Annotated in this window: 15 protein-coding genes and 2 tRNA genes; 8 read left to right on the top strand and 9 right to left on the bottom strand. The window is 69.7% G+C overall.

The features are described from left to right. The 5 genes from V6V89_RS27125 to V6V89_RS27105 all read right to left on the bottom strand — a co-directional run. Positions 1 to 480 (bottom strand): 5'-3' exonuclease (locus V6V89_RS27125; RefSeq protein WP_442935223.1); only part of this gene is annotated, 480 nt, incomplete at its 3' end. Between the two features lie 260 nt (positions 481 to 740). Next, positions 741 to 1,103 (bottom strand): hypothetical protein, encoded by a 363-nt coding sequence (locus V6V89_RS27120; RefSeq protein WP_334622234.1) that lies wholly within the window; start codon positions 1,101 to 1,103, stop codon positions 741 to 743. A 391-nt stretch (positions 1,104 to 1,494) separates the two neighbouring features. Next, positions 1,495 to 1,665, bottom strand: a complete 171-nt coding sequence (locus V6V89_RS27115) for a hypothetical protein (protein ID WP_334622233.1) — start codon at positions 1,663 to 1,665, stop codon at positions 1,495 to 1,497. A 138-nt stretch (positions 1,666 to 1,803) separates the two neighbouring features. Then, positions 1,804 to 1,880, bottom strand: a tRNA-Ile gene (locus tag V6V89_RS27110). Between the two features lie 82 nt (positions 1,881 to 1,962). After that, a tRNA-Asn gene (locus V6V89_RS27105) sits at positions 1,963 to 2,035 on the bottom strand. 234 nt (positions 2,036 to 2,269) lie between these two features. Between V6V89_RS27105 and V6V89_RS27100 the strand changes: the two genes are divergently transcribed. Continuing rightward, positions 2,270 to 2,608, top strand: a complete 339-nt coding sequence (locus tag V6V89_RS27100) for a hypothetical protein (protein ID WP_334622231.1) — start codon at positions 2,270 to 2,272, stop codon at positions 2,606 to 2,608. 196 nt (positions 2,609 to 2,804) lie between these two features. On the opposite strand, the gene V6V89_RS27095 is transcribed toward V6V89_RS27100, so the two are convergent. Further along, positions 2,805 to 4,430 carry a DHA2 family efflux MFS transporter permease subunit gene (locus V6V89_RS27095; RefSeq protein ID WP_334622229.1) on the bottom strand — a complete coding sequence of 542 codons (1,626 nt, stop codon included), beginning with the start codon at positions 4,428 to 4,430 and terminating at the stop codon, positions 2,805 to 2,807. Then, a complete protein-coding gene (locus tag V6V89_RS27090) occupies positions 4,427 to 5,002 on the bottom strand; it encodes a PadR family transcriptional regulator (RefSeq protein WP_334622227.1) in 576 nt (191 codons plus the stop codon). The genes V6V89_RS27095 and V6V89_RS27090 overlap by 4 nt, the downstream gene beginning before the upstream one ends. A gap of 150 nt (positions 5,003 to 5,152) precedes the next feature. Between V6V89_RS27090 and V6V89_RS27085 the strand changes: the two genes are divergently transcribed. Next, on the top strand, positions 5,153 to 5,599 hold the full coding sequence (locus V6V89_RS27085) for a hypothetical protein (protein ID WP_334622224.1): 447 nt from the start codon (positions 5,153 to 5,155) through the stop codon (positions 5,597 to 5,599). Here V6V89_RS27085 and V6V89_RS27080 read toward each other — a convergent pair. Beyond that, entirely contained in the window at positions 5,559 to 7,142 is a 1,584-nt protein-coding gene (locus tag V6V89_RS27080; protein WP_334622222.1) for a family 43 glycosylhydrolase, read from the bottom strand. The two genes, V6V89_RS27085 and V6V89_RS27080, sit on opposite strands and share 41 nt — an antisense overlap. A gap of 59 nt (positions 7,143 to 7,201) precedes the next feature. Then, a complete protein-coding gene (locus tag V6V89_RS27075) occupies positions 7,202 to 7,420 on the bottom strand; it encodes a DUF397 domain-containing protein (RefSeq protein ID WP_334622220.1) in 219 nt (72 codons plus the stop codon). 71 nt (positions 7,421 to 7,491) lie between these two features. Here V6V89_RS27075 and pepN point away from each other — a divergent pair, with 71 nt between their 5' ends. From pepN to V6V89_RS27045, 6 genes are all read left to right on the top strand, one after another. After that, positions 7,492 to 9,975 (top strand): aminopeptidase N, encoded by a 2,484-nt coding sequence (gene pepN, locus V6V89_RS27070; protein ID WP_334622218.1) that lies wholly within the window; start codon positions 7,492 to 7,494, stop codon positions 9,973 to 9,975. Between the two features lie 18 nt (positions 9,976 to 9,993). After that, positions 9,994 to 10,587, top strand: coding sequence for a nicotinate-nucleotide adenylyltransferase (gene nadD / locus V6V89_RS27065; protein ID WP_334622216.1), 594 nt, complete (start codon positions 9,994 to 9,996; stop codon positions 10,585 to 10,587). A gap of 53 nt (positions 10,588 to 10,640) precedes the next feature. After that, positions 10,641 to 11,024, top strand: coding sequence for a ribosome silencing factor (gene rsfS, locus V6V89_RS27060; RefSeq protein WP_334622214.1), 384 nt, complete (start codon positions 10,641 to 10,643; stop codon positions 11,022 to 11,024). Then, positions 11,021 to 11,650 (top strand): histidine phosphatase family protein, encoded by a 630-nt coding sequence (locus V6V89_RS27055; RefSeq protein WP_334622212.1) that lies wholly within the window; start codon positions 11,021 to 11,023, stop codon positions 11,648 to 11,650. The genes rsfS and V6V89_RS27055 overlap by 4 nt, the downstream gene beginning before the upstream one ends. 213 nt (positions 11,651 to 11,863) lie before the next feature. Continuing rightward, positions 11,864 to 12,082: a hypothetical protein gene (locus V6V89_RS27050; RefSeq protein WP_334622210.1), complete on the top strand. Its 219-nt coding sequence runs from the start codon at positions 11,864 to 11,866 to the stop codon at positions 12,080 to 12,082. 175 nt (positions 12,083 to 12,257) lie between these two features. Continuing rightward, on the top strand, positions 12,258 to 13,106 hold the full coding sequence (locus tag V6V89_RS27045) for a DegV family protein (protein ID WP_334622208.1): 849 nt from the start codon (positions 12,258 to 12,260) through the stop codon (positions 13,104 to 13,106). The last annotated feature ends 535 nt before the right edge of the window (positions 13,107 to 13,641 follow it).

Raw genomic sequence — 13,641 nt, 5'->3', positions numbered from 1 at the left:
GCGGCCACCGTTGCGGATCCGCAACACCGAGGTGCTCGCGTCGAGCAGCGCGAAGGCATCGCGATCGCTGGTGACCAGGACCGCACGCCAGCCGGTGTCCCGAGCCTTCGCCGCGCAACTGGCGAGAACGTCGTCAGCCTCGTAGCCAGGCGGGACGAGCACCGGCAGCCCAGCCGCGCGCAACAGCTCCGGCGCGGCGGCCAACTGCTCCCGCAGATCCGCCGGCTTGGCCGGCCGATGCGCCTTGTACCCGGCGTAGTCGTCCGCCCTCGCCGACGACACCGGACAGTCGAAGCCGACCAGTACCGCGTCCGGACGCAGCCGAGCCGCCGCATGGGCGACATGCGTGACTAGCCCCTTGAGCGCCCACACCGCCCGGCCCTCACCGTCGCGCAGCTCCCCCGTGGCCGCGGCATGGTACGCGCGGTGCAGCAGGCTGTTGCCGTCAATGACGAGCAGCAGCGGCTCCGGGGGGCTCACGCCACCAGCGTAAACGGCGGGTCGGCGCGGGGTATCCAGCGTGCGCGGCCGGGCCGGCTGGATCTGGTACATCGGAGTACCTGGCCGACCAGAACGACAGGTTATCGAGGCGACCCGCTACCAGTATCGATGGCCCGGTCACGACGTCCGCCGAGGGATGGATAAGGGGGTTCCGGCAAAGGTCGTCGTCGTAGTCGAAGATGATTCGCATCCGTGCACCCAACGCACGCACGTGCTGGCTCAAGTAGAGGGTGGTTGCGCTACTCGGCGATTCGGGCGAGGTAGTCCGGTCCGCCGTCGTCGGCGCTGACGCCCTTATGTGGTGCGCCGTGAGCGTGGGGGTCGCAGCGGTCGGCGAGCGGAGCCCGCGTGGCGTTGTTGTCAGCGAGCCACGCGGTCCAGTCGGGGAGCAATGCGATGAGGTCTGCGGCGAAGTCGTCCTGGTAGTAGCCGCAGACGTGCGCGGCGACGAGCGCGACGCGGTGCGGGGAACACGTGTGATACAGGTCTGCGGGACCACCGATCTGCCAGGAGTCCGCGAGCTCTGTGACGAGTTCGTCGAGATCGGCCGGTTGGGACCGATCGGGTCGGTGCTCCCGTAACCAGGCTGGAAAGAGGGCCACGGCGGCCGTACGGTCCAGGAGGTCCGTCGGCGCGCTGACACCAGATCTCGATCAGCAGACCGGGGCGCATCGACTACGGCCTCAGCCAGGCGCTTGCTGCGGCGATACTCGGCGAACAGCGTGACGCGGCTGACGAGCCTGCGGAAGCACCCGGTTATTCTGGCCGGAACTCGGAACAGAACTGGCGACGCGATAGCGATCGACAGGTACAACAGCGCAGATCTCGGGAATCGCATCGACGCGAGCCGCACGGGTGTTGAACGGAAACCACAATCGCCGCAATGACCTCGGCTCGACCCATGATGGGCCTCGCCGGCCGTCGCGCGCCGCAAGGTGCTCTGCCAGTGCCGCCAGGAACACGTCCCAGCGCTCGTCGCCTGTGCTCGGAGGTTCAGCCGCCTGCCAGCATTTCGCCCCTCGTGCGGGGCCGCTCCCAGCGGAACTCCTCCAGGAACTCTGCAACCAGCCGCCACCGCCGCGACTCGTCGGTGCCGACCAGCAGTGCGCTCAGCTGGGCCAAGGTCAACGGCTGGTACGCCGGGCTACGACCGTCTTCCTCCACGCAACCGACAGTAATACACAGACAAGCGCACCCCGTCGTGCCGACGATCAAGACATCGGCCATCCCAGCGGGAGCGTTCGTGACCCGTTTCGCATATCGACACAGGTCCGCGTCAGCATCCCGCAGCTTAGCGGCCATTGGTGGGGCGGGCGGGACTCGAACCCGCGACCGAGGGATTATGAGTCCCCTGCTCTAACCGGCTGAGCTACCGCCCCGCGCTGACCGCCGGGATCGTATCCCGCTGTCGCGAGCCTCGGCCACCACCCGTTCGGCGGCGTGGCGGGCGGGTCAGGGAAGCTCCCCCATTTGGACTCGAACCAAAAACCTGCCGGTTAACAGCCGGCTGCTCTGCCAATTGAGCTATGGGGGATCGCGCGCTGCCGTGCGACGGCACAAGAGTACAGGACACTCCCCGCCTCGTGGCGACAGGGTTATGGGGGACACGCCGGCACTAATTCGGGACATTCCTCCACTGCTGGCCCGAAGGTGCATGACCGCGAGGCAGGATGGGTAGGTACCCGGGGACAGAGCACGCAGGCGCGACACGAGTCGCCTCTGGGGCAGCCCTGGGGCGCAACACCGCGTCCGGTAGGAAGGAGCCGCCATGCGCGGAAAGCTGTGGTTCATCGGCGGGCTGGCTGCGGGCTTCGTCCTGGGTGCCCGTGCGGGCCGGGAGAAGTACGAAGAGCTGGTGCAGAACGCCCGCAAGATGTGGGATCACCCGACCGTCCAGGAGGCCGCAGGCGTCGCTCAGGCGCAGGCCAACCGCCTGTACGAGGAGGGCAAGGACAAGCTGGCCCACACCAAGGTGGGCGAGAAGCTCGCCAGCGGCACATCGCGCGACACAGGTGCACTGACGTCCGAGGAGAAGATGGCCGGCACCGGGGCGACGACGACGTCGACCCGGCCGACAGGTCCGAACACGAACGCCAGCACGCTCTAGAGCGTCATCCTTGTGGGGGTCGGCCGCCTATGCGGCCGGCCCTCATTGCCGTGTCACGGCTCGCCGATCAAGGAAGAGTCGGTCGATCAAGGGCAAATGCGCGCGGATTAGAGATCGAACCACGTGCGTTTGCCCTTGATCGACGAAAGGGGCGGCGCGGCGACGGAAAAGAGGCGCGTCGTGCGGCGGGGGCGCGTCAGGCGGGGGCTGCCGCGGGCTTGGTGGGTTCGGGGGCGGGTTCGGGGCGGCTCGGGCGCCTCACGAGTAGGCAGGACGCTGCCGCCACCGCCAGCACGACCAGCGGCAGGATCAGCGTCACCTTCATCGCGTCGGTGAAGCCCTCGTGGAACGTCCGCTCGGTGGCTGCCGTGATCGCCTGCCGCGCCTGATCGGGCAGGCCGGGTGGCAGCGCCACACCGGACTGGCCCGCGCCGACGTGCAGGCTGCCGGTGCTCGCGTCGCTGAAGCCGGCCACGAATCGGTCGCGGAACTCCGGCGGTACCGCCTGGGCGTTGGCCTCGGCCGACGCACGCAGCTTGGTGGCCAGCTGGGCCTGGAGCAGCGCGCCCACGGCGGCCGAGCCGATCACGCCGCCCAACTGGCGGCTGGTGTTGATCAGGCCGGAAGCCGCGCCCGCGAAGCGGGGCGGGACGTCGCGCATCGCGATGGTCTGTAGGGGCGCGAACGTAAAGCCGAGGCCCACGCCGGCCACGAGCAGGCCCGGCAGCAGGCTCCACTGTCCGGAGTCGACGTGGGCGAGCCACACCACCAGGCCCATGCCGACGGCCCACAGGCTGAGGCCGACGACTAGCAGCCACTTTCCGCCGAGGCGGTCGCGGTCGGTGATGCGGCCGGCGAACGGCGCGATCACCATCGAGATCAGGGACACCGGCGCGATGGCCAGGCCGGCCTGCAGGGCGCTGAGGCCGAGGACCGACTGGAGGAAGATGACGATCGGCAGGAAAAGGCCGAGCATGCCGAACGCGATCGCGCCGCTCACCCAGTTCATCAGCGCGAAGTTGCGGTCCGCGAAGAGGGAGAACGGCACGAGCGGCTCATTGTCGCGGATCAGGTACTGGTGCCACAGGAACACCGCCAGTACGAGTGCCCCGGCACCGATGACCATCGGGATGGTGACCGGCCCCCAGACGTCACCCCAGTGGTGCGACTCGCCCTCGATCAGGCCGTACGTGATGAGGAAGAGTCCCGCCGTGGCGAGCAGTGTGCCGGCCCAGTCGAGCCGGTGCCGGCGGTTGACCTTGAGGTTGGGCATCACGAACACGGCGAGCGCGATGGTGATCACGCCGAACGGCACGTTGACGAAGAAGACCCACTCCCAGCCCCAGTTGGTGACCAGGTAGCCGCCGAGGGTGGGGCCGGCGGCGGTGGCGACGCCCGCGACCGCGCCCCACACGCCGAACGCCGCGCCGCGCTTCTCCGGCGGGAAGATGACCGTGATCACGGAGAGCGTCTGCGGGGTGAGCAGCGCACCGCCGATGCCCTGCACGATCCGGGAGACGATGAGCTGCCCGGGGCTGCTCGCGAAGCCGCAGGCCGCCGACGCGAGCGTGAAGACGGCCAGGCCGAGGATGAACAGCTGCTTGGGGCCGAAGATGTCGCCCAGGCGTCCGCACGAGATCAGCAGGACCGCGTACACGAGCACGTACGCGTTGATGACCCAGAGGATCTGGTCGAGCGACGCGTCCAGGCTGGCGCTCATGTCGGGCACCGCGATGTTCACGATCGTGGTGTCCAGCAGGATCATGAAGAAGCCGAGGCACAGCGTGGCCAGTACCAGCCACGGGTTTTGCCGTGCTCTCATCGGGTTTCCTCCGGTTTCTCGGCGTCCCAGGGCAGGGCGCCGCTCTGAATGTCGTCGATCAGCCCCCGTATCCACGTGAGCTCGGCCTGGCGCATGGCCTGGGCGTACTCGACCTCGATGAGGCCGGCCCGGGGCACGCCGCGTCTCATGACGCCCGCCAGCACCTCGGCGTACGCGGCGATCTCCGCCTCCAACCGGACGCAGCGGCGCGCGAGCATCTCGGCGGCTTCGTCGCCGTCGATGGTGTGCAGCATCTCCAGGCCGGCGGCGAAGGCCGGGTACTCCTGGCGGGGCTCGCGGACGAGCTCGCGGAGCCCGGCGCCGAACTCGTCCCGCCCGGTTTCGGTGATCGCGTACACGGTGCGTTCCGGGCGCCGGCCGGCGCGGGCGGTCTCGATCGGCTCGATCAGTTCGGACCGGTGCAGCCGGTCGACGGTGTGGTAGAGCGAGCCGGCGCGCACCTTGACGACGTGGTCGATGTACCGGTCGCGGATCATCTGCTGGATCTCGTACGGGTGCATTGGCCGCTCATGCAGCAGCTCGAGCACCACCAGCGCCAGTGTCGTCAACATCCGTGTGGATTAGTCCTCCCCGTATAGTCCATCTGGACTATACGACAGCAACAAGAGAAGCGAGTCTCCGAGCTGGCCCCCTGCTGTGCTGGCTCCTCCGGACCCCGGGGTCGGCGTGATCCCCTCCGAGGGGCAAACGAAGGAGGAGCCGTGCCGATACAGCAGTTCGCCATCGTGGTCGCCGACGCGTCCGCCGCGCCCGTTCAGGTCGAGCGCGACGCGCCGAGCCTCGCCGAGGCCGTCCCGCCCGCCGTTCGCGATCTCGAAGCCGAAGGGCATCGCCCGGTCCGCGTCGACGCCGGCGACTGGGTGACGCTCGCCGACATCGGCGTACGCGTCCGTCGCTCGCGCGAAAACGTGCGGCTGTGGGCCGTCGGGCGGTACGGGCCGGGTGGCTTCCCGCCACCGCTCAACCCCGGTTGCGACACCACCTTCTACAGCTGGGCGGAGGTGTCGGTCTGGCTGCGCGAGCGGATGGGCTTCGAACTGCCCGACGACGAGCCGGTGCTCACCGCGATGAACCTCGCGCTCCAACTGCGCCGGCTCGCTCCGCGCGTCACTCGCATGGACCTGGTCCGCAGCCTCCTCGACCCTTGAAGGCACTACCGTTCATCTCGGTGTCGAACTTGAGCGACCGGCGGGTCTCGGCCGTCCAGGCCGCGGTTCCCTTGCGATACGCGGCGCTACCGGAGCGATACGGCGTCGCGTCGTTGAAGGCGAAGCCGTAACAGCCGCGCCCCGACGAGGTCCGGGCGAGGATGGCGTACCGCTTGCCCGCCACCACCGGCACCCCCGGCCGCACGGTGATCGAGCGCGCCGACCAGCCCACCCGGGTGCGCGGCACGGTGATCGTGCGCAGTGGCGCGCCAACCGGTTGGAGGCGGCCGTCGACGCGCACCACGTCGAGCACCAGGTCCCGATCCGGCCAGCCGGACTGAAAGGTGGTCAGCGAGGCGCCGCTCAGACTGCCGGTGCGCGACGGTGCGAAGCTCTGCAGCCGGCTCCAGGTCGCGCTGATGTCGCAGTGCGTACGAAAGCCGTCCCGGCCGGCGGTCTGGTCGAGGTCGGGCGACGCGACCGGCTCGCCGGGCGATCCGGTGGCCAGCGCGAGGCGTGCGGTGGCGACGCAGGAGATCGGCCGGATCGCGCCGTCCGCGGCGAACGACAGCGGCGCCCAGAAGTAGTTCGCGAGGGCCTGGTTGGGGCGGCGCGAGTTCCACAGGTCGGCGCCGTACAGGTAGGCGGTGCCGGACGTGGTCGGTATCGGTGCGACGAAGGCGGGCTGGCCCTGGCAGGAGTTGGCGCTGATGGTGGTCGTGGCCGACCACGGCCCCAGCGGGCCCCTCGCGGTCCGGTATTCGGTGCGGGCCGCGCAGTACGGGCAGGTGTTGCCGTAGACGAGGTAGTAGGTCCCGCCCCGGCGGAAGAGCGACGGACCCTCCGAGCGGATCGCGCCGACGTCGGCCGCCACGCCGGTGCCGGTGGTGTACGTGTCGTCCAGCCGCTCGACGACCTGCGCGTGACGGCGGCTGATGTCGGTGTACGCGATGTATCCCGCGCCGTCCGCGTCGACGAAGAGATCGAAGTCGCCGTTGTTGAAGCCCGGTCCGGCGCCCATGTGCCGCAGCGTCGGCTCGGCTTCCTCCTTGAACGGCCCGGACGGCTTGCGCGAGGTGAAGACGTGATAACCGCTGCGGTTGTCGTATCCGTTGATCCACAACACGTACCGCTCGGTGCGCGCGTTGTAGACGACATGCGGTCGGTAACAGCCGAACGTGGGCGGCGCGCACCGGCGCTGCCACGTGTCGGTCGACGCGTCAAAGAGCGGGCCGCGGTCGGTCCAGTGCACGAGGTCCGGCGAGCTGTACACCTTGAACCCGCAGAACGGCGTGCCGTTGACCTTCAGCCCGTACCCGCAGTCGTAGCTGGTGCCGTACAGGAAGTACCGGCTGCCGAAGAGCGCGAGGTCGCCGTCGTGCGCGTCGACCGCGTGTCCTTCGACGTCGAACCGCGTGAGCTGGTTGCCGCTGCGGTCGAAGTTGACGATCGTGGTCTGGTGGCGGGCGGCTGCCGGCGCGGGCGTGGCGGCCACAACGGTGAGCGCCGCCAGAAGCGCGCCGGCCGCGCCCCGAATGTCCATATTGGGGAAATTAGGTGAGCATCGCCTCAGGGGCCGTACAACACGCCGTCAGGCGCCGCTCAGTCGACGTCGAACTCGCCGTCCTGCGCACCGCCCACGAACGCGTCCCACTCGTCCTTCGTGAACACGAGCACCGGTCCGGCAGGGTCAGCGGAGTTGCGCAGGCCGATCAGCTCGTCGACGAACGCGACCTCGACCGCGCTCTCGGAGTCGTCACCCTTGGCCCGCTGCCACACCGCTCGGGACAGGTCAAAGTCACCCTTCGGGTGCTGGGCCATCGCTTGCTCCTTCGCAAGAGTGTGTCTTCGCGGCACAGGCTATACCTCTGCCAATCGTGCAGTATGGGCGGATGCGCTGCCTCACCCGTGCCGAAGCCGTCGAGCGCGCCGAGCTGCTCGCCGTCGAGTCGTACGAGATCGACCTGGACCTGACGCGGGATGGTGGATTCCGATCGACCACCACGATCCGCTTCCGGGCCGCGCGGCCCGGCGCCAGCACGTTCGTCGAGATCAAACCCACCACGCTGGTCGCGGCCACGCTGAACGGCGTGCAGCTCACACCGGCCATGGTGGACGGCAACCGGCTGCCGCTGGCGGGACTGGCCGCGCGCAACGCGCTCACCGTCGAGGCGGAGATGGCGTACTCCAACACGGGTGAGGGGCTGCACCGCTTCGTCGACCCCGTCGATGGCGAGACCTACCTGTACGCGATGTCGTTTCTGGACCAGGCACAGCGTATCTTCGCGTGCTTCGACCAGCCCGACCTGAAAGCACCAGTCACCCTTTCGGTGACCGCGCCACCGGACTGGCTGGTGGCTGCCAACGGCGCCGTGGCCAAGATGGACGATGGCCGTCACACGTTCGTCACCACACAGCCGCTCGCCACGTACTTCGTGACGCTGATCGCCGGCCCGTACCACGCCCGGTACGACGAGCACGACGGCATCCCGCTCGCCCTGTACTGCCGGCGGTCACTGGCCGCCGACCTGGACAAGGAGGCCGGTGAGCTGTTCACGGTCACCCGGCAGTGCCTGGACCGGTATCACGAGCTGTTCGGCGTGCGGTACCCGTTTGGCCGGTACGACCAGGCGTTCGTGCCGGAATTCAACGCGGGCGCGATGGAGAACCCGGGCCTCGTGGCGCTGCGCGACGACTACGTCTTCCGGTCGGCGGTCACCGAGGGGCAGCGAGAGCAGCGGACGGTGACCATCGCGCACGAGATGGCACACATGTGGTTCGGCGACCTCGTGACCATGCGCTGGTGGGACGACCTGTGGCTCAGCGAGTCGTTCGCCGAGTACCTGGGCGTGCGGGTGACCGCCGAGGCGACCCGGTTCGGCGGGGCCTGGACCACGTTCGCGATGCGACGCAAGGCGACCGGGTACATCGCCGACCAGCGGCCGTCCACGCACCCGGTCGCGCCCGATCACGTGCCCGACGCGGCGCACGCGCTGCTCAACTTCGATGGCATCTCGTACGCCAAGGGCGCCTCCGTGCTCCGCCAGCTCGTGGCGTGGCTGGGCGACGAGCCGGTGCTGGCCGGGCTGCGGGCGCACTTCGCGGCTCACCGGTTCGGCAACGCGACGCTGGCCGACCTGCTCGCCGCGTTGACAAAGGCCAGTGGGCGCGACCTACGCGGGTGGGCAGACGCGTGGCTGCGCACCGCGCAGGTCAACACGCTGCGCCTCGAACCGGTCATCGTGGACGGTCGCTATGAGACGGTCCACGTCGTCCAGACGGCGCCGGAGTCGCATCCCACGCTGCGACCGCACCGGGTGGGTATCGGGCTGTACGACGGAGGTGTGCTCCGGCAGCGCGTCGACGCCGACGTGGATGGCGTGCGAACGGCCGTGCCGGCGCTCACCGGCTTGTCCGCGGCAGATCTGCTGCTGCCCAACGACGGCGACCTGACCTTCGCCAAGGTGCGTCTCGACGCCGGTTCCGCGGCGGCGTTGCCTCGAGCGTTGCCCGCGCTCACCGACCCGCTCGCCCGCGCGCTGCTGTGGGCGGCCACTGTGGACGCGGTAGGCGACAACGAGCTGCCGGTGGCCGATCTGGTGGCGCTCATCGTGACCGCGCTGCCGGCGGAGACCGAGGCGGTCGTCGTGGCGGACGTGCTGCGGATGAGCCGGGACCTGCTCGACAGGTACCTCGACACCGGACAGCGGGCGGCGGCGCTCGTGCACGTCGCGCAGGCGTGCGACCGGTTGCTGAGAACGGCGGCGCCGGGCGGTTCCCTACAGCTCGCCACGGCGCGCGGCTGGATCGGCGCCACGGTCGACACGGCGCGGCTGGCCGGCTGGCTGGCCGGCGCCGAGGTACCCGACGGCCTGATCGTCGACGCCGACCTGCGATGGTCGATCCGGTACCGGCAGGCGGTGCTCGGTGCGATCGGCGGAGCGGAGATCGAGGCGGAGTTGGCCTCCGACCCCAGCGCCCTCGGGCAGGAGTGGGCGGCACGCTGTGTGGCCGCGCGGCCGGACCCCGACGCGAAGGCCCACGCCTGGCGGGTAGTGACATCCGACACCACCCGGTCGAACCGCATCGTCGGCGGGTACGCGGAAGGCTTCTGGCAACCGGAGCGGCCCGAGGTGACCGAGTCCTATGTGGAGCGGTACTTCTCGGAAATGCCGGCCGCCGCGCGCCTGCGTACCGCATGGATTGCTGAAGCCGTCGCGTCGCTGGCCTTTCCCCGTTACGCCGTGGCGTCGACCACCCGGGAAGCGGCCGCCGCGCTGCTGGCCCGCGACGACCTGGAGCCCAGCGTGCGCCGGGCCGTCACGGACATGGACGACGGCCTGCGCCGCGCCCTCGCGGCGCGGTCGTCCGCGTGATCGAATTACGATTCCGGCATGGCGGACGAAGCGCGGCGGATCGGGATCATGGGCGGCACGTTCGACCCGATCCACCATGGTCACCTGGTGGCGGCGAGCGAGGTGGCCAACCGGTACGGGCTGGACGAGGTGGTGTTCGTGCCCACCGGCGAGCCGTGGCAGAAGGGCGACGTTCCCGTCAGCCCGCGCGAGGACCGTTACCTGATGACGGTCATCGCGACCGCGTCAAACCCGCAGTTCCACGTGAGCCGGGTCGACATCGACAGAACTGGACCTACCTACACCGTCGACACGCTGCGCGACCTGCGCGCGGAGTACGGGCCGAAGGCGCGGCTGTTCTTCATCACCGGCGCCGACGCGCTGGAGAAGTTGCTGTCGTGGAAAGACACCGACCAGATGTTCGAGATGGCGCATTTCATCGGGGTCACCCGTCCGGGTTTCCCGCTGTCCGATGATCACCTGCCCGCTGACGTGGTGAGCCTCGTGCAGGTGCCGGCGATGGCGATCTCGTCGACCGACTGCCGGGCGCGGGTCGCGGCCGGCAAGCCGGTCTGGTACCTCGTGCCGGATGGTGTGGTGCAGTACATCGCCAAGCGACGTCTTTACCGGTAATTTGTCCGTTTTAACGCTCGGCGACGGCTGCGTGGGTGTGAGAGGCTAGGCGGGTGACTGCATCCGAGCGCGCCCGAGAGTTGGCGCTCGCCGCCGCCCAGGCCGCCGCCGACAAGAAGGCGCAAGACATCGTCATCATCGACGTGGGTGACCAACTGGTCATCACCGACGCCTTCGTGCTCGCCTCCGCCCCCAACGAGCGGCAGGTGCAGGCAATAGTCGACGCGATCGAGGAGCGGCTGGCCAACCTTCCGGAAAAGGCCAAGCCAGTGCGGCGCGAGGGCGAGCGGGCCGGCCGGTGGGTGCTGCTCGACTACGTTGACGTCGTGGTGCACGTCCAGCACAGCGAGGAACGAGAGTTCTACGCGCTCGACCGGCTGTGGAAGGACTGCCCGACGATCCCATTCGTGGATCGCGCCCTGGTCGAAGCCGAATGACCCGTCTCATCGTCTGGCGACACGGCAACACGGATTGGAACGCGTCGAACCGCGTCCAGGGACAGACCGACACTGCGCTGAACGATCTGGGTCGCGAGCAGGCCGCCGCCGCCGCGCCGCTGCTCGCGGCGCTGCATCCGGACGCGATCGTCGCGAGCGACCTGCGGCGCGCGGCCGACACCGCGGCGACGCTCGCGGCGCTCACCGGGCTGCCGGTTCGCACCGACCCACGGCTGCGGGAACGGTCCTACGGCAAGTGGCAGGGCCTGACCATGGCGGAGGTCGCCGAGCGGTACCCCGACGAGCACACCCGCTGGCGGGCCGGGGAGCGCGACGTCGGATGTGACGTCGAGACCCTCGACGACCTGGGAAAACGCGTCGGGCAGGCGCTCCAGGAGGCGGCCGACGCGGCGCCCGGCGGCACGATCGTCGTGGCGACTCACGGCGGGGCGGCCCGGCAGGGGTGCGGCTTCCTTCTCGGCTGGTCGCCGGAGATCCTGCGCTCGGTCGGCCCGTTGCAGAACTGCCACTGGACCGAGCTGGGGCATGATCAGGTCCGCGGGTGGTGGCTGCGCTCGCACAACGCCGGGCTTTCCGGCAACCGGCCGACGCCGTCGCCCGTCTGACCTGATATGGGTACCCGTTCGGCTCTTCTCCTTCTGACGTTGGCGCTGGCTGGCTGCGGTTCGTCGGCTCCGACATCCGCGCCCTCGCCGTCACCTTCGCCCTCGGTGGTCTCGCCTTCGCTTTCGCCTTCGCCCTTGCCTTCGCCCTCGCCCTCGGCCACGGCGGCCTCGCCTTCGTCGGCCGCGCCGTCCTCTCCTCCGGCTTCTGGTGGGGTGACGCTAACCGGGCGGGTTGTGGCCGGCGTCGAGGGCGGCTGCAAGCTGTTGAGCAGCGGCGGCACCAGCTACCTACTGCTGCCGTCCGGCGATGTCAGCGACGCCGATATTCCGGTCGGTGCCCAGGTCACGGTGCGTGGCCGCCCCCAGCCCGACATGATGACGACCTGCCAGCAGGGCACCCCGTTCAGGGTCACCGAGGTCATGCCGGGCTGAGCCCCGCTTCTTGCCGCACGCGCCGCGCCCCTATCCGTCGATCAAGGGCAAGGCACGTGGTTTGATCTCTGATCCGCGTGCATTTTGCCCTTGATCGATCCGATGTTCCTTGATCGGCACCCACCGCGAGTTCCCCGAACATTGCGTTCGGGCCCTGATCGGCTACCGTGCCGGCATGCCAGTCGCGGTCGTCACCGATTCCACCGCGTACCTGCCGTCCGCCCTCGTCCAGGCGCATGGCATCACCGTCGTGCCCCTCACCGTCGTCATCAACGACGCCGTCGGCCTTGAGGGCGTCGACGCCAGCCGTGGCGAGATCGCCCAGGCCCTCACCGAACGCCGCGTCAGCATGACCACCTCCCGCCCGGCCCCGGAGCAGTTCGCCTCGGTGTACCGCAAGCTGCTCGACAACGGCGCCACCGGCGTTGTCTCCGTGCACATCTCCGCCGAACTGTCCGGCACGGTCGAATCCGCCACGCTCGCCGCGGCCGAGGTCGGAGGGGCGATCGAGGTGATCGACGCCCGATCCACGGGCATGGGCCTCGGCTTCCCGGCGCTCGCGGCCGCCGAGACCGCCGCGCGAGACGCCGACCTGGCAGCCGTACGCCAAGCGGCGCGCGCCGCCATCGACCGCACCGACACGCTGTTTTACGTCGACACGCTGGAGTTCCTCAGGCGGGGCGGTCGCATCGGGGCGGCGTCGGCGCTGCTCGGCACAGCCCTGTCCGTGAAGCCGATCCTGCACGTCGTCGACGGGGCGATCGTGGTGCGCGACCGGGTGCGCACCGCCAGCCGTGGCGTGGCACGCCTGCTCGACCTGGCCGTCGAGGCCGCAGAAGAGTCCGATGTAGACGTGGGCGTGCACCACTTCGGCGCGCCCGAGCGGGCGGGGCAGTTGATCGACGCGCTGGAGCAGCGGCTGGGCACGCGCCTGCACGAGCGCTACGTGACAGAGGTAGGCGCAGTGGTGGCCACCCACGTAGGCCCCGGCCTCCTCTGCGTGGTAACCCACCGCCACGCCTAGCGCTCTCGCCTTCTCTCCCCGCTCGCCTTCGTACGGCGCCGCGTGCGCGCCGTGCCTCCCGCTTTTCGTCGATCAAGGGCAAACGCACGTGGTTTGATCCCTGATCCGTGTGCGTTTGCCCTTGATCGATGAGGTTTTCCTTGATCGGCGGCCCTGCGTGTCAACGCGGCGCCGTAGCAGGTGAGGGCTTGATCAGGGCGTTTTCCACAGGGCCTTGGGTTGTCCACAGCCGAGGAAATGTTCGGGGCGGCGGGTGAGGCAAGGGCCATAGCTTCGGTCCGTGCGCGATACGTCGAGGGACGACGAAGTGACGGTGCGGCAGCGTCTGGCACGGCTGCGGAGCGGGCCGATGGGGCCTAAGGCCCGCGACGTCGCACCGCCATCATCGCGCACGGCGGCCGCCGTGCCTGCCCTCCCGGACGCGACGATGGTCGCGTTTCCGCTGGGCACGGCGGCCGTTCCCTCACCCGGAGCGGGCGCTCACCGCACTGACGACGAGCCGGCGTTCCCTCTGCCGCCGGCTGTCAGCGACCTC

The sequence above is a fragment of the Micromonospora sp. CPCC 206061 genome (assembly GCF_036906915.1).
GTDB lineage: Bacteria > Actinomycetota > Actinomycetes > Mycobacteriales > Micromonosporaceae > Phytohabitans.
This window is presented reverse-complemented; position numbering and strand designations above follow the sequence as displayed.

Coding starts and splice junctions, on each gene's coding strand:
- nadD (WP_334622216.1), top strand. CDS start 9,994: ATGGCGGACGAAGCGCGGCGGATCGGGATCATGGGCGGCACGTTCGAC.
- V6V89_RS27045 (WP_334622208.1), top strand. CDS start 12,258: ATGCCAGTCGCGGTCGTCACCGATTCCACCGCGTACCTGCCGTCCGCC.
- V6V89_RS27055 (WP_334622212.1), top strand. CDS start 11,021: ATGACCCGTCTCATCGTCTGGCGACACGGCAACACGGATTGGAACGCG.
- V6V89_RS27100 (WP_334622231.1), top strand. CDS start 2,270: ATGCGCGGAAAGCTGTGGTTCATCGGCGGGCTGGCTGCGGGCTTCGTC.
- V6V89_RS27075 (WP_334622220.1), bottom strand. CDS start 7,420: ATGGCCCAGCACCCGAAGGGTGACTTTGACCTGTCCCGAGCGGTGTGG.
- pepN (WP_334622218.1), top strand. CDS start 7,492: ATGCGCTGCCTCACCCGTGCCGAAGCCGTCGAGCGCGCCGAGCTGCTC.
- V6V89_RS27090 (WP_334622227.1), bottom strand. CDS start 5,002: ATGTTGACGACACTGGCGCTGGTGGTGCTCGAGCTGCTGCATGAGCGG.
- V6V89_RS27095 (WP_334622229.1), bottom strand. CDS start 4,430: ATGAGAGCACGGCAAAACCCGTGGCTGGTACTGGCCACGCTGTGCCTC.
- V6V89_RS27080 (WP_334622222.1), bottom strand. CDS start 7,142: ATGGACATTCGGGGCGCGGCCGGCGCGCTTCTGGCGGCGCTCACCGTT.